Raw genomic sequence first — 18,391 nt, forward strand, 5'->3', positions numbered from 1 at the left:
CTGTTAGTAGCGTTATGAAAGCAGAGCCATCACCACTTGGCAAGACCGCCGGAGCAGGACGTCCCCGCGACCCGCGCATCGACGCTGCCATATTGCAGGCGACCACGGACCTGCTTGTCGAAATCGGCTATGCGAACCTGACCATGGCGGCGGTCGCAGAGCGGGCACAGACCACGAAAACCGCGCTGTACCGGCGGTGGTCGAGCAAAGCGGAGCTGGTGCACGAGGCGGTGTTCCCCGCCGCCGCGACCGCACTGACGGCGCCGGCCGGTGACATCGCCGCAGATATCCGGGCGATGATCGGTGCCGCCCGCGACGTGTTCACCAGTCCGGTGATGCGCGCGGCGCTTCCCGGACTGGTCGCCGACGTCGTCGCCGACACCGACTTGAACGCGCGGGTGATGCAGCGGTTCGCCGGGACCTTCGTCACGGTGCGCGCCCGGATCGTCGACGGCATCGTCCGCGGTGAGGTCCAACCGGATGTCGACCCCGACCGCCTGGTGGAGCTCATCGGCGGCTCGACCATGCTGCGCATGCTGCTGTGGCCCGAACGTGAACTCGACGACGAGTGGGTCGCACAGACGGCGGCGATCCTGGTGCACGGAGCCACCGTCGCCAAGTGAGGGCGGGCGTCTTTGCGTCAGGCTGAGGACAAATCTTCCGGGTGATTCCGACCCCGCATAACCTGCGGCCACGTGACTGTTACCGATCCACGTTCAGTGGTCACCGCCAAGCCGAGCGCGCGCACCGTCGCGTTGGGCAGCGCGGTCGGCACCACGATCGAGTGGTACGACTTCTACCTGTATGCCACGGCCGCGGCCCTGGTCTTCAAACCCCTGTTCTTCCCCAACATCTCGTCGACGGCGGGCACGCTGGCCTCGTTCGCGACCTATGCCGCGGGGTTCGGGGCCCGGCCGTTGGGTGCCCTGATATCGGGTCACTACGGAGATCGGCTGGGCCGCAAGACCGTTCTGGTGGCCGCGCTGGTGGGTATGGGTCTGAGCACGTTCGCGATCGGACTCCTGCCGACGTACGCCCACGTCGGGCTGATCGCACCCGCGTTGCTGGTGACCCTGAGGTTGCTGCAAGGCCTGGCGGTGGGTGCCGAATGGGGCGGTGCGGCTTTACTTTCGGTGGAGCACGCGCCACCAGGGCGTCGAGGTTTGTTCGGCAGCTTCACCCAACTGGGTTCACCGGCCGGCATGTTGCTGTCGACGGCGATCTTCTACGTGACCAGAACAGTCACCGGCCCCGATGCGTTCCTCGCCTACGGCTGGCGAATCCCATTCCTGCTCAGTGCTGTTCTGGTCGTCGTCGGCCTGGTGATCCGGCTGAGGCTCACCGATGCGGAGGTGTTCACCGAGATCAGAGACCGCGGCGAGGTGGCGCGGTTGCCGGTGCTGGAGGTGCTGCGTACCCAGCCGCGCAATGTGTTGATCACCACCGGATTGCGGTTCTCGCAGATCGCCCTGTTCGTCCTGCTGACCACGTATTCACTGACATATCTTCAGGATTCGACGAATGCGGGCAGCCAGGTCGGCCTGACGGCGGTTCTCATCGCGTCGGCCATCGGCCTGGTCAGTACGCCGGTGTGGGCAATGGTGTCAGACCGCTACGGCAGGCGGCCTCCGTACCTGTTCGGCGCGGTGGCCGGCGTGCTGGCGCTGATCCTGTTCTTCGTCGCGGCGGGCACCGGATCGCACGTCGCCATCGTGTTGTCGATTGTGTTCGGCGTCAACATCGCTCACGACGCCATGTACGGACCACAGGCCGCGTGGTTCGGGGAGCTGTTCGACACCCGGGTGCGCTACAGCGGGGCGTCGTTGGGCTACCAGATCGGTGCGGTGCTCTCGGGAGGTTTCGCTCCGTTGATCGCCGCGGCACTGCTGGTCGCCGGTGGTGGTAGCCCCTGGCTGATCGTCGGATACTTCGCGGTGCTGACGGCCATCACCTTCACCGCGGCGTACTTCGCGCGGGAAACCCATCGCGACGAGATGGGGGATGAGCGATGAGCAGGATCTATCTCAACGCCTTCGACATGGCTTGCGTGGGACACCAATCCGCGGGCTTGTGGCGCCATCCCGACGATCAGGGCTACCGCTACCGCGAACTCAAATACTGGACCGAATTGGCCCGCACCCTGGAGGCCGGTGGCTTCGACGCGTTGTTCCTCGCCGACGTGCTCGGTGTCTACGACGTGTACGGCGGTTCACGAGATGCGGCGGTGGCCGATGCCGCACAGGTACCGGTCAATGATCCGACCTTGGCAGTGTCGGCCATGGCGGCGGTCACCGAGACCCTGGGATTCGGTGTCACGGTGTCGTTGACCTATGAGCAGCCCTATGCGCTGGCCCGCCGGCTCTCGACGCTGGACCATCTGACCGATGGCCGGGTGGCGTGGAACATCGTCACCTCCTACCTCGACAGTGCCGCCCGCAACCTGGGGCTGGGCAGCCAGATCCCGCACGACGAGCGCTACGAGATCGCCGAGGAATACCTCGAGGTCTGTTACAAGCTGTGGGAGGCGTCGTGGGAGCCCGACGCCGTCGTCCGTGATCGGGAGCGAGGCGTGTTCACCGATCCGGCGAAAGTGCATGACATCGAACACAAGGGCCAGTACTTCAGCGTGCCAGGGCCGTTCCTGTGTGAACCGTCCCCGCAACGCACCCCGATGCTGTTTCAGGCAGGCGCTTCGCCGCGAGGAGTCCGGTTCGCCGCGGCTCATGCTGAGGCGGTGTTCGTGTCGGGCCCGACGCCGGAGATCGTGGCCAAGCCGGTCAAGGCGCTGCGCGCCGCCGCGGCTGACCACGGACGAGATCCTCAGGCCATCAAGGTGTTTACGATGCTCACGCCGATCGTCGCCGAGACTCATGAGTTGGCTGTCGCCAAGCTGCACGAGTATCGGCAGTTTGTCAGTACGGAGGGTGCGTTGGCACTGTTCGGTGGCTGGACCGGGGTTGATCTGGCCGAGCTCGGGGCAGACGAACCCCTGAGGTATGTCCAGACCGAAGCCAATCGTTCTGCGCTGGCGTCGTTTACCACGTCGGACCGCAACTGGACGGCGGGCGAGCTGGCTCACGAGGTGGGTCTGGGCGGCCGTGGTCCGGTGGTGGTGGGCTCACCGACCGAGGTTGCCGACGAACTCGAGCGGTGGGTCGATGAGGCCGGTGTCGACGGATTCAACCTGGCCTACGTCACGACGCCGGGCACCTTTGTCGATTTCGCCCGCCTCGTCGTGCCCGAGCTGCGTCGACGTGGCCGGGTGCCCGACCACAGCGAGCCGGTCACCCTCCGCGAGCGGCTCGGCGGCGCCGGGCCGTTACTGGCTCCTGAGCATCCGGGTGCGGCCTTTCGGTTGACATGAACTGCCGTTCAGGTTCGACACTGGTGTGATGAACGCGCAGGATCCAGCCATGGCGCTGCAACCGTTTCCCACCGACTGGCAGACCGCGCTCGTTCTGGTCGCTCACCCGGATGACCCCGAATACGGGGTCGGCGCGGCGGTGGCGAAGTGGACCTCCGCGGGCAAGGCCGTGCACTACGCGCTGGCGTCGCGGGGCGAGGTCGGTATCGCCGGTATGCCACCGGAGGAGGCCGGGCCGCTGCGGGAAGGCGAGCAGCGACGATCGGCCGCCATCGTCGGAGTCGACGACGTGGAGTTCTGGGAGTTTCCGGACAGCAACATCCGCGACACCCCGGAGCTGCGGGCGAAGATCGCCGAGACCATCGAGGCGCTGGGGCCTGACGTCGTCATCACGCTGTACAGCGGGCCGAGCTGGGCGCCCGGCGCGCCCAACCAACGCGATCACATCGAGTTCGCCCACGCCGTTGCCGCGGCTTACGACAGCCTCGACGACCCACCGACGTGGCTCTTCGAGAACGGACCGGAGCCCACGCACTGCGAGGTGGTCGACGGCTACACCGAGATCGCGGTGAATTCCCTTGCCGCTCATGAGGTTTATCTCACGGTGCTCGATCCGGACACGCCCGTCCTCGAGCAGGCCCGCAAGCAGGTGGAGATGTCGACCCCGGCACTGCCGGACTTCGGCGAGCGAACCGTCGGCTTCATCCTGAAGCGGCATCGCTGATCCGGGGGCCGTCGGCCTACCATCGCAACTGTGCGTGCTGTGATGTATTCCGAGGTCGGCGTGTTGCCCGCCGTGGCCGAGGTGCCCGACCCCGCGTGTCCCGACGAGGGAGTGGTGGTCGAGGTTGCGGCCACCGGTGTGTGCCGGTCCGACTGGCACGCCTGGCGGGGTCACGATCCGGTCGAGTTGCCGATCATCCCCGGGCATGAGTTCGCCGGCACCATCGTGGCCGTCGGTGCCGGAGTATCGGGCTGGCAGGTGGGCGACCGCGTGACGGCCCCCTTCGTGCTGGGCTGCGGGCGCTGCGAATTCTGCCTGGCCGGTGACGCCCAGGTGTGTCCCGATCAGTTGCAGCCTGGCTTCACTTTGCCGGGATCGTTCGCACAACGGGTCGCGGTGCCACGAGCTGAGGCGAACCTCGTCCGGCTTCCCGATAACGTCTCGTTCGTCGCGGCGGCGTCCTTGGGGTGCCGGTTCGCGACGTCCTTCCGCGCCGTTGTCACCCACGGCGCCGTGCAGCCGGGGCAATGGGTGGCGGTCCATGGTTGCGGCGGAGTCGGACTGTCGGCGGTGATGACCGCAAAAGCGTTCGGCGCCAAGGTTGTTGCGGTCGACGTGAGCGCCGATGCGTTGGCGGCGGCCGCTCGACTTGGGGCCGATGAGATCATCAACGGTACCGAGAGCGCCGATGTCGCAACCGAAGTGATCGATCGCACCAGTGGCGGCGTACACATCGGGGTCGATGCCATCGGGCATCCGTCCGTGGCAGTGGCTTCGATCTGTTCGCTGCGTCGTCGCGGCCGGCACATCCAAGCGGGTCTTCTGCTCGGCGACGCGGCGCAGACCGCCTTCCCGATGGACCGGGTGATCGCACAGGAACTTTCGATCCTGGGGTCGCACGGCATGCCGGCCGTCGACTATCCGGCGATGCTCGGCCTCGTCGCTTCCGGTGCGCTGCAGCCGGAGCTGTTGGTCACCCGGCGAGTGGGGCTGGACGACGCCGGCGCGGCGTTGGCCGCCATGGATGTGCCCGCCGGATCTGGGATGACGATCATCGAGCCCAGCCAGAACGGCTAACCGTCGATCTGGCCTCGGTTCCGTTGAGCCACAGCGCGATAACGGTCACCGAGTCCGTCGAGGTCGCGCGTCTGCGCGCCGGCGATCGCCTGCTCGGCGGCCAGCGCCGGACCGATGACCGGCTCGCTTCCTCGGGTGTAGATCTCCTTGAGCCCGGACATGATCGGGCCGGGCACTTCGGCGATGTGCCCGGCCAGTTCCAGCGCCCGGCCCAACAGGCGTTCATGTGCGACCACTTCGGTGACCAGGCCCAGGCGTTCGGCGTGGGCGGCGTCGATGACTTCGCCGGTCATCGACAGCCTGCGTGCCATCGCGGCGCCGACCACGTGGGGCAGCCGTGCTGTCATCCCGCCGCCGGGCAGGATGCCGACGCGGGCGTGGGTGTCGGCGAACACCGCGCGCTCGGAGGCGATCAGGAAGTCGCAGCCCAGCGCCATCTCCAGCCCGCCGGTGAACGTCGCACCGTTGATCGCCCCGATGATCGGCGTGCGGAGTTCGCCCGTCTTGGTGATGCAGTTGTGCGACTGAAATTTCTCGAAATATCCCATTCCCAGCGACTGCGCCTCTTTGAGGTCGACACCCGCGCAGAAGGCCGGATCGGCGCCGGTCAGGACTATGGCGCGCACCGCCTCGTCGGCATCGGCGCCGTCCAGCGCTCCGTAGAGTTCCTCGATCAGCTCACGACCCAGCGCATTGCGCGACTGCGGGCGATTGAGGGTGAGCACGCGAACCGCGCCGTGGTCGGCGATGAGGACGGTCGTCATGGGATCAATCTAGCCTGCGCGAGCAGACACAGAATCGCATGAAACTGCACTTGGTAATGCGATTCTCCGTCTGCTCGTGGGAAATCGTCAGCGCAGGAAGGTCTCGGCGTTGTTGGCCAGATCCAGCAACGGCTGCGGCAGCGCGCCGAGCGCGAAGGTGATGGCCGCGGTGACGGTGATGACGGCGGTGGACAACCCGCTGGGGACGACGACCTCGGGGGCGTCCTCGGGTGGGTCGGTGAAGAACATCAGCACGATCACCCGCACGTAGAAGTAGGCCGCGACCGCACTGGCGACGACGCCGACGACCACCAGCGGGATCGCGCCGCCCTCACCCGCAGCCTTGAACACCGCGAACTTGCTGACGAATCCGCTGGTCAGCGGAATCCCGGCGAACGCCAGCAGGAACAGCGAAAACACCACGCCGACAATCGGATACCGTCTGCCCAGGCCGGCCCACTGGGCCATCGCGGTGGCCTCCTCACCGGAAGCGTTTCGCACCAGGCCGACGACCGCGAACGCGCCCAGCGTGCTGAATCCGTACGCGAACAGGTAGAACAGCGTCGAGGACACCCCGGCCGGATTCGCGGCGATCACACCGGTGAGGATGAACCCCGAATGTGCCACCGCGGAGTAGGCCAGCATGCGTTTGACGTCGGTCTGGGTGACGGCGGTGATGGTGCCGACCACCATGGTCAGGATCGCGATGGCCCACAGGACCGGCCGCCAATCGTCACGCAACTGCGGCAGCGCGACGTAGAAGATGCGCAGCATCGCGCCGAACGCGGCGATCTTGGTGGCCGCCGCCATGAACGCGGTGATCGCAGTGGGCGCGCCCTGGTACACATCCGGGATCCACGAATGGAACGGCACGGCACCGACTTTGAACAGCACCCCGACCAGCAACAGGGCGATTCCGATCAGTGCCAGCGGGATGTTGGGCTCCTTGGTGACGACGGCGTTGGCGATCCCGTTGAGGTCCAGGGTGCCGGCATAGCCGTACAGCATCGCTGCGCCGTACAGGAAGAACGCCGACGAGAACGCGCCCAGCAGAAAGTACTTCAAGGATGCTTCCTGCGACAGCAACCGCCGGCGACGGGCCAGCCCGCAGAGCAGATACAGCGGTAGCGAGAGCACTTCCAGCGCGATGAACATGGTCAGCAGATCGTCGGCGGCCGGGAACAGCAGCATGCCGCCGATGGCGAACATGGTCAGCGGGAAGACCTCGGTCTGCATCACACCGGTCTTCGTGGCCAGCTGCTCGGCCACACTTCCCGGCACCGCCGACGCCTGAGGTGTGAAGCCGTCCAGACCGCGTGGACCACCGGAAGTTTCGGTCGCGGACTGGCGTTCGGCGATGAGCAGGATGCCCAGAATGCCGACGAGGGCGATGGTGCCCTGCAGGAACAGCGCGGGGGCATCGAGCACCACAGAGCCCAACACCGCGGGTCGGCCGGGCGTGCCGTGCAGGTCCCGGGCCAGCAGCACGACCGCCACCACGGAGGCCACCAGCCCGCCCAGCGCGAGAGTGACCTGCACCCCGTAACGCGCCGGCCGGGGCAGGAAGGCCTCGACCAGCACACCGGCCACCGCCACCCCGAACACGATCAGCATGGGGGAGAGCAGGGCGTACTCGATGCTCGGCGTCACCATGATCAGCGGCCCCCCTCGGCGATGGTCGGTGGTGCGCTCGGTGCCGGATCGGTCTGTCCGATGGTGGTCAGGGTGTGTTGCACGGCCGGATTGATCACGTCCAGTGCGGGTTTGGGATAGATGCCCAACACCAGCAGCAGCGCGATCAGAGGTGCCACCACCACGAGTTCTCGCGGCACCAGGTCACGCACCTTGTGCTCGCCGTCGACCAGATCGTCGCGGACCGGACCTGTCATCATCCGCTGATACATCCACAAGATGTACACCGCCGACAGCACCAAGGCGGTGGCGGCGAACACCGCGACCACCGGGTAGCGCGTGAATGTGCCGATGAGAACCAGGAATTCGCTGATGAAGGGCGCCAGACCCGGCAACGACAACGTCGCCAGGCCGGCCACCAGGAACGTACCGGCGAGAACCGGAGCCACCTTCTGCACGCCGCCGTAGGCGTCGATCAACCGGGAACCGCGTCGCGTCACCAGGAATCCGGCGATCAGGAACAGGGCAGCCGTGGAGATGCCGTGATTGACCATGTACAGCGTCGACCCGGCCTGGCCCTGGCTGGTCATCACGAAAATACCCAGAATGATGAAACCGAAGTGCGATATCGAGGTGTAGGCGATCAATCGCATCACGTCGGTCTGCCCGATCGCCAGCACGGCACCGTAGGCGATGCCGATCACCGCGAGGGTGATCACCAGCGGCCGGAAATACGTTGATGCGTCTGGGAACAGCGGCAGGCAGTAGCGCAGCATGCCGAACGTGCCAACCTTGTCCATGATCGCCATCATCAGCACCGCACTGGCCGGCGTGGCCTGCACCGCCGCATCGGGCAGCCAACGGTGGAATGGCCACAGTGGGGCCTTGACGGCGAACGCGAACATGAAGCCCAGGAACAGCAGGTTGGCCACCGCTGGGTTGATCACGAACTCGCCGGAGGAGGCCGCGGCGACGATCGCGCGGAAATCGAACGTCCCGGACGGGAACGCGTCGCTGCCGGCGGTGACCACGTACAGGCCGATCACCGCGGCGAGCATGACCAGACCGCCGAACAGGTTGTACAGCAGGAACTTTACCGCCGCCTTGGAGGACTCACCACGGTCTCTTCCATACCCGCCGATCAAGAAGTACATCGGGATCAGCATGGCTTCGAAGAACACGTAGAACAGCAGGATGTCCAGCGCCACCAGGGACATGAACACCATGCCCTCCACGGCCAGGGTCAAGGCCAGGTAGGCCTGCACGCCCCGGCCGCCGAGCCCGGTCTGATGGGTGGCGTCGTTCCAGCCCGCGACGATCAGCAGCGGCAGCAGCACCGCGGTGAGAACCACCAGGGCCAAGGCGATTCCGTCGACCCCGAGGATGTAGCCCGTCCCGAATGACGGGATCCAGCGGTGCGATTCGACGAACTGAAACTGCTCGCCGGCTGGCTCGAAGCCGACGGCGATCGCCCCTGCCAGCCCAAGCGCAGCCAACGAGATCGCCAGTGCCAGCCATTTCGCCAGCGTCCGTTGCGCGGCCGGGAGCAGCATCACCACGGCGGCTCCCACCGTCGGGACAGCCCACAACGCCGTCAGCCACGGAAATGAGCTCACCACAGTCGCACCGCCAGAATCGTCGCCACCACCAGAGCCGCCCCGCCGAGCATGGACAGCGCATAGGACCGGGCGAAGCCGGTCTGCAACTGGCGCAACCCATCCGAAGTTCGGCTCACCAGCGCGGCCAACCCGCCGGCGGTGCCGTCGACCACCTTGTCGTCGACGACCACCAGAGCCGCGGTCAGCGTCTGTCCCCCTCGCATGAACACCGCCTCGTTGAACGCGTCGCCGTAGAGGTCTCTGCGGGCGGCCACCGTCAGTGCCGACCCGTCGGGCACCTCGGCCGGCACCGCTTGCTGTGCATACATGCGGTAGGCGATCGCGATGCCGATGGCGACGACGGTGAGGACCACCACCGTGACCACCCATGCCGGGATCGCGTGGTGCGCCTCGTGGGCGCCGACCACCGGCTCGAGCCAGTGTGACAGCGTGCCGCCGATGGCCAGCGCCCCACCGGAGACCACCGAACCGACCGCCAGCAGGATCATCGGCCAGGTCATCACGGCAGGAGCCTCGTGCGGATGTGTCGTTTCATCCCAACGCTTCTCACCGAAGAACGTCATCAGCATCACGCGCGTCATATAGAACGCGGTGATTCCGGCGCCGAGAATCGCCGCGCCGCCGAGGATCACGCCGCGCACTCCGCCGGCGCCCAGTGCGGCCTCGATGATGCTGTCTTTAGAGAAGAAGCCGGCCAGTGGAGGTACTCCGATGATCGCGAGATATCCGAGCCCGAATGTGGCGAACGTGACCGGCAGGACCTTGCGCAGGCCGCCGTAGCGGCGCATGTTCACCTCGTCGTCCATCGCGTGCATCACCGACCCGGCGCCGAGGAACAGCCCGGCCTTGAAGAAGCCGTGGGTCAGCAGGTGCATGATCGCGAACGCATATCCGGCGGGGCCGAGGCCTGCCGCGAGCACCATGTAGCCGATCTGCGACATGGTCGACGCGGCAAGCGCTTTCTTGATGTCGTCCTTGGCGCAGCCGATGATCGCACCGAACAGCAGTGTGACGGCGCCGACGATCACCACGCCCGTCTGCGCGCCGGGGGCCAGATCGAAGATCGGCCCGGACCGCACGATCAGGTAGACACCGGCGGTGACCATGGTGGCGGCATGGATCAGCGCCGACACCGGGGTCGGGCCCTCCATCGCGTCCCCGAGCCAGGACTGCAGCGGCACCTGGGCTGATTTGCCGCACGCGCCCAGTAGGAGCAGCAGACCCATCGCAGTCAGCGTGGCCTCGCTCAATGCCGGTGCGGCGGAAAAGACTCCGGCGAACGAAACCGACCCGATGGCGGCGAACATGATCATCAACGCGATGGCCAGACCCATGTCACCGACCCGGTTGACGACGAACGCTTTCTTGGCAGCCGCGGCGGCCGAGGGTTTGTGCGACCAGAACCCGATCAGCAGATACGAGGCCAGGCCCACGCCTTCCCACCCGGCGTACAAGCCCAGGTAGTTGTCGGCGAGCACGAGCAGCAGCATGGCAGCCAGGAAAAGGTTCAGATACGCGAAAAACCGTCGCCTATCAGGATCGTGCGCCATGTACCCGATCGAGTAGATGTGGATCAGCGAGCCCACGCCGGTGATCAGCAGAACGAAGCACATCGACAGCTGGTCGAGTTGCAGCCCGAAATCCACCTGTAGACCGGCCACCGGAACCCAGGAGAACAGGGATTCACCGATTGCGCGGTGCTCCCCGTCGCGGCCCAGCATCTGGGCGAACAGCACGGCCCCGACGACGAAGGCGGCCAGAGCGGTCGCGCAACCCAGCAGGTGTCCCCACCGGTCGGAGCGTCTGCCGCTCAACAACAGCACCGCTGCGCCGGCGGCGGGGAGGGCGATCACGAGCCAGACCGGGAGCCAATCAGTTAGCGTCATGTTGCCCTTAGTGCTTCAGCAGGCTGGCGTCGTCGACCGAGGCCGAATGGCGGGCACGGAAGATCGTCATGATGATGGCGAGGCCGATCACCACTTCGCAGGCGGCCACCACCATGGTGAAGAACGCCACCACCTGGCCATCGAGCTGACCGTGCATGCGGGAGAATGCCACGAATGCCAAGTTGGCGGCGTTGAGCATGAGCTCGACGCACATGAACATGACGATCGCGTTGCGGCGCAACAGCACTCCCGATGCGCCGATGGTGAACAACAGCGCCGACAGATACAGGTAGTTATCGGGGTTCATTCACTCGACCTCCCTGCCCGAGTTACTCATGCTGCGTGGGGGAAGAATCGCGCTGACCGACGACGCCGCATCGGAGCCATCGGGAAGCCGTGCGGGGACGTCGACGGCGTTGTGCCGGGCGTAGACGCCGGGGTTCGGCATCGGGGTGGGGTGGCCACCGGCCTGGAACCGTTCGACGGCCAGTTCACGCTGAGTTTTGCGGCGCTCGAAGCGTTCCCGGTGTGCGAGCACCATCGCACCGAGCGCCGCAGTGATCAGCAGTGTGCTGGTAAGTTCGAACGCCCACAGGTACCGGGTGAAGATCAGCGCTGCGAGCCCTTCCACGTTGCCGCCGCTGTTTGCCTGTGCCAGCCCGGTGAATCCGTTCACCGATACGCTGCCGATCCCGGCGATCAGCAGGATGCCGAATCCGGTGCCCGCGGCGAGCGCGGCAAGACGTTGTCCGCGTAGCGTTTCGGTGAACGATTCGGACAGGTCGACACCGATCAGCATCAGTACGAACAGGAACAGCATCATCACCGCTCCGGTGTAGACCACCACCTGTACCACGCCCAGGAACAGGGCGTCCTGTGCGATGTAGAGCACCGCCAGCGAGATCATGGTGCAGGCCAGGAACACCGCGGAGTACACCGCCTTCGGTGCGGCCACCACGCCGATGGCGCCGAGCACCGCGACGGTCCCCAGGATCCAGAACAACACGGCTTCGGATGTCGAGGTGTGCGCGGCGGTGTTTCCCGCGGCGAGCCGCGAAGTGTGCTCAGCGGCGAGCAGCATGACCTCCGGACTCACGGGACGTCCTCGGTGAGCGGTGTGATCCGGCCCAGGTAGTAATCGTCGTCGGTGCTGCCCGGTGCCATGTCGTGCGGCGGTGCCTGCATGCCGGGTTGCATTGGGGCCAGCAATTTGTCCTTGCCCCAGATCAGATCCGCCCGGTTGTCGTCGGCCATCTCATATTCGTTTGTCATGGTCAGGGCGCGAGTCGGGCAGGCCTCGATGCACAGTCCGCAGCCGATGCAGCGCAGGTAGTTGATCTGGTACACCCGGCCGTAGCGCTCACCCGGCGAGAAGCGTTGTGCCTCGGTGTTGTCGGCGCCTTCGACGAAGATGGCGTCGGCGGGGCAGGCCCAGGCGCACAGTTCGCACCCGATGCACTTCTCGAGGCCGTCGGGGTAGCGATTGAGTTGGTGCCGGCCGTGATAGCGCGGTGCGACGGGGCCGGGCTTCTCCGGATATTGTTCGGTGAGTGTCTTTTTGAACATCGAGCTGAAGGTGACCCCGAACCCGGCCAGGGCGTCGAGAAACTTGGGCTTCTTAGACATCGAGAGCCTCCTTGCTGACGTTCGGCAGTGGGGGCACCGGATAGGCGCCGACACTCTGCTCCGGGATCGGCTGAACGGTTCTGCCTCGCATGGATTTCCACAGCGCGGCGGCCAGTACCGCCACGACCGCGACCGCGGCGGTCACCAAACCGGTGGCCCAGTTGTGGTAGCCCTGCTCGCGCAGGCTGTGGGTGATCGCGACGACCATGATCCACACCAGCGACACCGGGATGAGCACTTTCCAGCCCAATGCCATGAACTGGTCGTAGCGGAGCCGGGGGAGGGTGGCCCGCAGCCAGAAGTACATGAACATGAACGTCCACACCTTGGCGGTGAACCACAGCAGCGGCCACCAGCCGCTGTTGGCACCGTCGATGAGGTTGAACGGGAACGGCGCATGCCAGCCGCCGAGGAACATGGTGGTGGCCAGCGCGGAGACGGTGGTCATGTTGACGTACTCGGCGAGCATGAACATCGCGAACTTCAGTGACGAGTACTCGGTGTGGAATCCGCCGACCAGCTCACCCTCGGCCTCGGGCAGATCGAAAGGCGCCCGGTTGGTTTCGCCGACCATCGAGGTCACGTAGACGATGAACGAGGGCAGCAGCAGGAAGACATACCAGGTGCGATCCTGCGCCGCGACGATGCCTGAGGTGGACATGGTGCCGGCGTAGAGGAACACCGCAGCGAACGACAAGGCCATCGCGATCTCGTACGAGATCACCTGGGCGCTGGAGCGCAGGCCGCCCAGCAGCGGGTAGGTGGATCCGGATGCCCAGCCGGCCAACACGATGCCGTACACCCCGATCGAGGTGACAGCCAGGATGTAGAGCACCGCCACGGGCAGGTCGGTCAATTGCAGTGCGGTGCGGTGACCGAACACCGAGACCTCGCCGCCCATCGGGATCACCGCGAAGGCCATGAACGCCGGGATCACCGAGATGATGGGCGCCAGAAGGTAAATGGGCCTGTCTATGCCGGCCGGGGTGAGGCCTTCCTTGAGGGCGAGTTTCACGCCGTCGGCCAACGACTGCAGCAGACCCCATGGGCCGACCCGGTTGGGTCCGGGCCGCATCTGCATGCGGCCCAGCACCTTACGTTCGATCAGGATCGCCGCCAGCACCGTCAACAGCAGGAAGACGAACACCCCGAGGGCTTTGGCCAAGATCAGCCACCACGGGTCATGACCGAACAGGGTGGGGTCGGGATAGGTCATGAGTCGGCCCGCCCGATCGCGGCCGGCGTGATCGAAACCAGGGCACCGGCCGTCGCCCCGAGTTGGCGATGGATCGACGAGCCCGGGGAGTTCGCGGGCAGCCACACCACCCGATCGGCCATCTCGGTGACCGCCAGCGGCAAGGTGACCGATCCGCGCTCGGTGCTCACGGTGACCGGCTCTCCCGCTGTGGCTCCGATTTCCGTTGCGGTAGCCGGAGACAGGCGTACCACGGGGCTGACGGCGGTGCCGGCCAGGTGTGGTTCGCCGTCCTGCAGACGGCCGGCGTCCAGCAGCAGGCGCCAGCTGGCCAGCACGGCCTGTCCGGCGGCCGGTGCGGCCGGCGGTGCGGGCGCCGTCGATGGCGCAGCGGCGCGCGGCCCCGTCCAGGCGCCGAGCCGCGCCAGTTCGCTGTCGGCGGCGTCGGGTCCGGAAAGACCGAGGTCGATGCCGATCTCGTCGGCAATGTAGTGCAGGACGCGTAGATCCGGGATCGCGTTGGTTTGCAATGCTGGTTTGAACGGGCGAATCCGGCCTTCCCAGTTGAGGTATGCGCCGCCCTTCTCCACCACCGGCGCGACAGGGAAGACCACGTCGGCCAGTTCGGTGACCTCCCTCTCGCGCAGTTCGAGGCTCACCACGAACGGGGTGGCCCGCAGCGCAGCCACTGCGGCAGCCGGGTCGGGCAGGTCGGTGACCTCGACACCGCCGACGATCAGCGCGGAGAGCATTCCGTCGGCGGCCGCGGCCAGGATGGCGCTCGTGTCGCGGCCCGGGGTGTCGGGCAGATCGGAGGTGTTCCACACCGCGGCGGTCTGGGCTCGGGCGTCGGCGTCCTCCACGGGACGTCCGCCGGGAAGCAGGTTCGGCAGGGCGCCGGCCTCCACGGCCCCGCGTTCGCCGGCCCGGCGGGGAATCCAGGCCAGCCGGGCGCCGGTGACCGAGGCGAGCCGCAGTGCGGCCGACAGGGCACCTGGCGAGGTGGCCAGGCGTTCACCGACCAGGATCGCGGCGCCCGGGCGCCGCAGCCGTTCATCGGTCTGAAGCGCGTCCAGCGCGGCAGCCTCGGCACCTGGCACCGTCGGGATCAATGTGCCCGCCATCTTGGTCAGTCCACGGCTGGCGAACGGCGCCACCGCGAGCACCTGCAGGCCGTTCTTGCGGGCGGCCTTGCGCAGCCGCAGGAAGACGATGGGGGATTCCTCTTCCGGTTCCAGCCCGGCCAGCAGCACGGTCGGGGCCTTTTCCAGTTCGGCGTAACGCAATGTCATGGGTTGACCTGCGATACGTGCCGCGAGGAAGTCCGCTTCCTCGACGGAGTGGGCGCGGGCGCGGAAGTCGATATCGTTGGTGCCCAGCACCATTCGAGCGAACTTCGAGTAGGCATAAGCGTCTTGCACGGTGCAGCGCCCACCTACCAGCACACCTGTGTTCGCGCCGGCGGACAGCAGCTCCGCCCCGGTGACCGTCAGCGCCTCCGACCACGAAGCAGGGCGCAACGCACCGTCCTCACGGAGCAGCGGCGTGGTGATCCGGTCACCGACCGTCGCATAGGTGAACGCCCACCTGCCCTTGTCGCAGTTCCACTCCTCGTTGACCTCTGGGTCGTCGCCGGCCAAGCGGCGCAGCACTTTTCCGCGCCTGTGGTCGGTGCGCTGGGCGCAGCCCGACGCGCAGTGCTCACAGACGCTGGGGCTGGAGACGAGATCGAAGGGCCGGGCCCGGAACCGGTATGCCGTTCCGGTGAGGGCACCCACCGGGCAGATCTGCACCGTGTTGCCGGAGAAGTAGGACTGGAACGGCTCGCCCGGAGCGATACCCACCTGTTGGAGTGCACCGCGTTCCAACAGGTCGATGAACGGATCGCCGGCGATCTGCGCGGAGAAGCGGGTGCAGCGTGCACACAGGACGCAGCGCTCGCGGTCCAGCAGCACCTGTGCCGAGATGCTGATCGGCTTCGGGAAGGTCCGCTTGACATCCTCGAACCGGGTTTCCGGGCGCCCGTTGGACATCGCCTGATTCTGCAGCGGACATTCGCCGCCCTTGTCGCAGATCGGGCAATCCAGCGGATGGTTGATCAGCAGCAGTTCCATGACGCCGCGCTGTGCCTTGTCCGCCGCCTCGGAGCTGTACTGGGTGTGCACCACCATGTCCGGGCTCACCGTGGTGGTGCACGAGGCCATCGGCTTGCGCTGGCCCTCGACTTCGACGAGGCATTGTCTGCAGGCCCCGACCGGATCGAGCAGCGGGTGGTCGCAGAAGCGCGGGATCTGGACACCCATCAGCTCGGCGGCGCGGATCACCAACGTGCCCTTGGGAACACTGATCTGCTCACCGTCGATGGTCAGCGACACCATCTCCACCGCTGGGGTGTCCTTGGTCGGCTCGGCCAGCGTCATGCACGCCCCCTTCTCGTGGCGAAGGACCTCATCTACGCACCCGCCCCTTCGGTCGCCATCAACGTCGAGGCATGGGGGTCGAACGGGCAGCCCCCATCGAGGTGCGCCACGTACTCGTCACGGAAATACTTGATCGAGGACACGATCGGGCTGGCCGCACCGTCTCCCAACGCGCAGAACGATTTTCCGAAGATGTTGTCGGCGATGTCGAGCAGCTTGTCGATATCTGCCCGGGTGCCGGTACCGGTTTCCAGCCGGGCATAGATCTGGGCCAGCCAGTAGGTGCCCTCCCGGCACGGTGTGCATTTGCCGCAGGACTCATGTGCGTAGAACTCGGTCCAGCGCCGCACCGCCCGCACCACACAGGTGGTCTCGTCGAAGATCTGCAGCGCCTTGGTGCCGAGCATCGACCCGACGGAGGCCATGCCCTCGTAATCCAGTGGCACGTCGATGTGTTCGGACGTGAGCAGCGGAGTCGAGGAACCGCCCGGCGTCCAGAACTTCAGGGTGTGCCCGTCGCGGACCCCCCCGGCGTAACCGAGCAGCTCGCGCAGCGTGATGCCCAGCGGCGCCTCGTACTGCCCCGGCCTTGCGACGTGGCCCGACAGCGAATACAGCGTGAATCCAGGGGATTTCTCGGACCCCATCGACCGGAACCAGTCCACTCCGTTGACCAGGATCGGCGGGACACTGGCGATGGATTCGACGTTGTTGACTACAGTCGGGCAGGCGTACAGGCCCGCGACCGCGGGAAACGGTGGACGCAAACGTGGTTGGCCACGCCGGCCCTCCAGGGAGTCCAGCAGTGCGGTTTCCTCGCCGCAGATGTAGGCACCCGCCCCGGCGTGCACAATCAGTTCCAGGTCGAATCCCGAGCCGAGGATGTCGGTGCCCAGATATCCGGCCGCGTAGGCTTCGGCGACGGCGGCCTGCAGACGCCGCAACACCGGCACCACTTCGCCGCGGACATAGATGAAGGCGTGGCGCGCCCGGATCGCGTAGGCCGCGATGATCACACCCTCGACCAGGAAATGCGGCGTGGTCAGCATCAGCGGAATGTCCTTGCAGGTACCGGGTTCCGACTCGTCGGCGTTGACCACGAGATAGTGCGGCTTTGCCCCGGCGCCGTCGTCACCTTGTGGGATGAACGACCATTTGGTCCCGGTGGGGAAACCGGCTCCGCCGCGTCCGCGCAGCCCCGAATCCTTGACCAGCGCGATGACCTCGTCCGGCTCCATCGCCAAGGCGCGTTGCAACCCGCGGTATCCGTCGTGGCGGCGGTAGGTGTCCAACGTCCACGGTTCCGGTTCGTCCCAGAACCGGCTCAATACCGGGGTGAGCGGCGTCATGCGATCGGACCTGCCGTATCGGGGGTGGACATTCCGCGATTGCGGGCCTCGCGCAACCCGGCGAGGGTGGCTGGCCCTGGCGCGCCGCCGGGGGTGTGCGGATCGGTCAGGCCGGCCAACGTGCGGGCCGTGTCGCGGAATGTGCACAGTGGGGCCCCTCGGGTCGGGGCCGGGGGTGTCCCGCTGCGAAGTCCGTCCACCAGATCCCGGGCCGACGAAGGAGTCTGGTTGTCGTAGAACTCCCAGTTGACCATCAGCACGGGCGCGTAATCGCATGCCGCATTGCACTCGATGTGCTCCAGGGTGACCTGGCCGTCGGTAGTGGTCTGCCCGGCGTGGATACCCAGATGGTCCTGCAGTGCTTCCAAGATCGCGTCGCCGCCCATGATCGCGCACAACGTGTTGGTGCACACGCCGACGAGGTAGTCGCCGGTCGGGGTGCGCCGGTACATCGAGTAGAACGTGGCCACCGCGGTGACCTCGGCTTCGGTCAGGCCCAACAACGCAGCGCAGAAACCGATTCCGGCGGGGGTGAGGCAACCGTCCTCGGCCTGCACGAGATGCAGTAGCGGCAGCAGGGCCGAGCGGGCGTCGGGATAGCGGGCGGTGATCTGCTCGGCGTCCGCGAGGAGCCGGGCCGTCACCTCCTCCGGATACGCCACGGGCCCGTTGATCGGCGGGCCCGCTTCATCGGGGCGCTGCCCCAGCTCGAGGAATACTTCCGTCATCCGTGCC

At 66.6% G+C, this 18,391-nt stretch carries 16 protein-coding genes; 5 read left to right on the forward strand and 11 right to left on the reverse strand.

The genetic code is table 11. The annotated features are described in order from the left end of the window. Positions 1-14 precede the first annotated feature (14 nt). The 5 genes from QQ25_RS10185 to QQ25_RS10205 all read left to right on the forward strand — a co-directional run bounded on the left by QQ25_RS10185 (position 15) and on the right by QQ25_RS10205 (position 5,165). The gene (locus QQ25_RS10185) at positions 15-623 is read left to right on the forward strand and encodes a TetR/AcrR family transcriptional regulator (RefSeq protein ID WP_039317774.1); all 609 of its coding nucleotides are present in this window, start codon (positions 15-17) and stop codon (positions 621-623) included. 96 nt (positions 624-719) lie between these two features. After that, positions 720-2,012 (forward strand): MFS transporter, encoded by a 1,293-nt coding sequence (locus tag QQ25_RS10190; protein ID WP_162627833.1) that lies wholly within the window; start codon positions 720-722, stop codon positions 2,010-2,012. Beyond that, on the forward strand, positions 2,009-3,364 hold the full coding sequence (locus tag QQ25_RS10195; protein WP_039378484.1) for an LLM class flavin-dependent oxidoreductase: 1,356 nt from the start codon (positions 2,009-2,011) through the stop codon (positions 3,362-3,364). The genes QQ25_RS10190 and QQ25_RS10195 overlap by 4 nt, the downstream gene beginning before the upstream one ends. 49 nt (positions 3,365-3,413) lie before the next feature. After that, positions 3,414-4,088 (forward strand): PIG-L deacetylase family protein, encoded by a 675-nt coding sequence (locus QQ25_RS10200; protein ID WP_039318574.1) that lies wholly within the window; start codon positions 3,414-3,416, stop codon positions 4,086-4,088. A 30-nt stretch (positions 4,089-4,118) separates the two neighbouring features. After that, positions 4,119-5,165, forward strand: a complete 1,047-nt coding sequence (locus QQ25_RS10205; RefSeq protein ID WP_039378486.1) for a zinc-dependent alcohol dehydrogenase family protein — start codon at positions 4,119-4,121, stop codon at positions 5,163-5,165. On the opposite strand, the gene QQ25_RS10210 is transcribed toward QQ25_RS10205, so the two are convergent. The 11 genes from QQ25_RS10210 to nuoE all read right to left on the reverse strand — a co-directional run bounded on the left by QQ25_RS10210 (position 5,162) and on the right by nuoE (position 18,384). After that, positions 5,162-5,929 (reverse strand): enoyl-CoA hydratase, encoded by a 768-nt coding sequence (locus QQ25_RS10210; RefSeq protein ID WP_039378489.1) that lies wholly within the window; start codon positions 5,927-5,929, stop codon positions 5,162-5,164. The two genes, QQ25_RS10205 and QQ25_RS10210, sit on opposite strands and share 4 nt — an antisense overlap. An 87-nt stretch (positions 5,930-6,016) precedes the next feature. Next, the gene (gene nuoN / locus QQ25_RS10215) at positions 6,017-7,582 is read right to left on the reverse strand and encodes an NADH-quinone oxidoreductase subunit NuoN (protein WP_039378490.1); all 1,566 of its coding nucleotides are present in this window, start codon (positions 7,580-7,582) and stop codon (positions 6,017-6,019) included. A gap of 2 nt (positions 7,583-7,584) precedes the next feature. Next, complete coding sequence (locus tag QQ25_RS10220; protein WP_039378491.1) at positions 7,585-9,180, reverse strand: NADH-quinone oxidoreductase subunit M; 1,596 nt, start codon at positions 9,178-9,180, stop codon at positions 7,585-7,587. Continuing rightward, complete coding sequence (gene nuoL, locus QQ25_RS10225) at positions 9,174-11,066, reverse strand: NADH-quinone oxidoreductase subunit L (RefSeq protein ID WP_039378493.1); 1,893 nt, start codon at positions 11,064-11,066, stop codon at positions 9,174-9,176. The genes QQ25_RS10220 and nuoL overlap by 7 nt, the downstream gene beginning before the upstream one ends. Positions 11,067-11,073: 7 nt before the next feature. Continuing rightward, positions 11,074-11,373: an NADH-quinone oxidoreductase subunit NuoK gene (gene nuoK, locus QQ25_RS10230; protein WP_039317796.1), complete on the reverse strand. Its 300-nt coding sequence runs from the start codon at positions 11,371-11,373 to the stop codon at positions 11,074-11,076. Then, on the reverse strand, positions 11,374-12,147 hold the full coding sequence (locus QQ25_RS10235; protein WP_039318575.1) for an NADH-quinone oxidoreductase subunit J: 774 nt from the start codon (positions 12,145-12,147) through the stop codon (positions 11,374-11,376). An 11-nt stretch (positions 12,148-12,158) separates the two neighbouring features. After that, positions 12,159-12,692, reverse strand: a complete 534-nt coding sequence (gene nuoI / locus QQ25_RS10240) for an NADH-quinone oxidoreductase subunit NuoI (RefSeq protein ID WP_039378494.1) — start codon at positions 12,690-12,692, stop codon at positions 12,159-12,161. Beyond that, positions 12,685-13,908, reverse strand: coding sequence for an NADH-quinone oxidoreductase subunit NuoH (gene nuoH, locus QQ25_RS10245; protein WP_039378497.1), 1,224 nt, complete (start codon positions 13,906-13,908; stop codon positions 12,685-12,687). The genes nuoI and nuoH overlap by 8 nt, the downstream gene beginning before the upstream one ends. Then, complete coding sequence (locus QQ25_RS10250; RefSeq protein WP_039378498.1) at positions 13,905-16,307, reverse strand: NADH-quinone oxidoreductase subunit G; 2,403 nt, start codon at positions 16,305-16,307, stop codon at positions 13,905-13,907. The genes nuoH and QQ25_RS10250 overlap by 4 nt, the downstream gene beginning before the upstream one ends. Positions 16,308-16,339: 32 nt before the next feature. After that, positions 16,340-17,656, reverse strand: coding sequence for an NADH-quinone oxidoreductase subunit NuoF (gene nuoF / locus QQ25_RS10255; protein WP_039317807.1), 1,317 nt, complete (start codon positions 17,654-17,656; stop codon positions 16,340-16,342). Continuing rightward, entirely contained in the window at positions 17,653-18,384 is a 732-nt protein-coding gene (nuoE, locus tag QQ25_RS10260) for an NADH-quinone oxidoreductase subunit NuoE (protein WP_101906208.1), read from the reverse strand. The genes nuoF and nuoE overlap by 4 nt, the downstream gene beginning before the upstream one ends. Positions 18,385-18,391: the final 7 nt, after the last annotated feature.

The organism is Mycolicibacterium setense, assembly GCF_000805385.1.
Classification (GTDB): Bacteria; Actinomycetota; Actinomycetes; order Mycobacteriales; family Mycobacteriaceae; genus Mycobacterium; species Mycobacterium setense.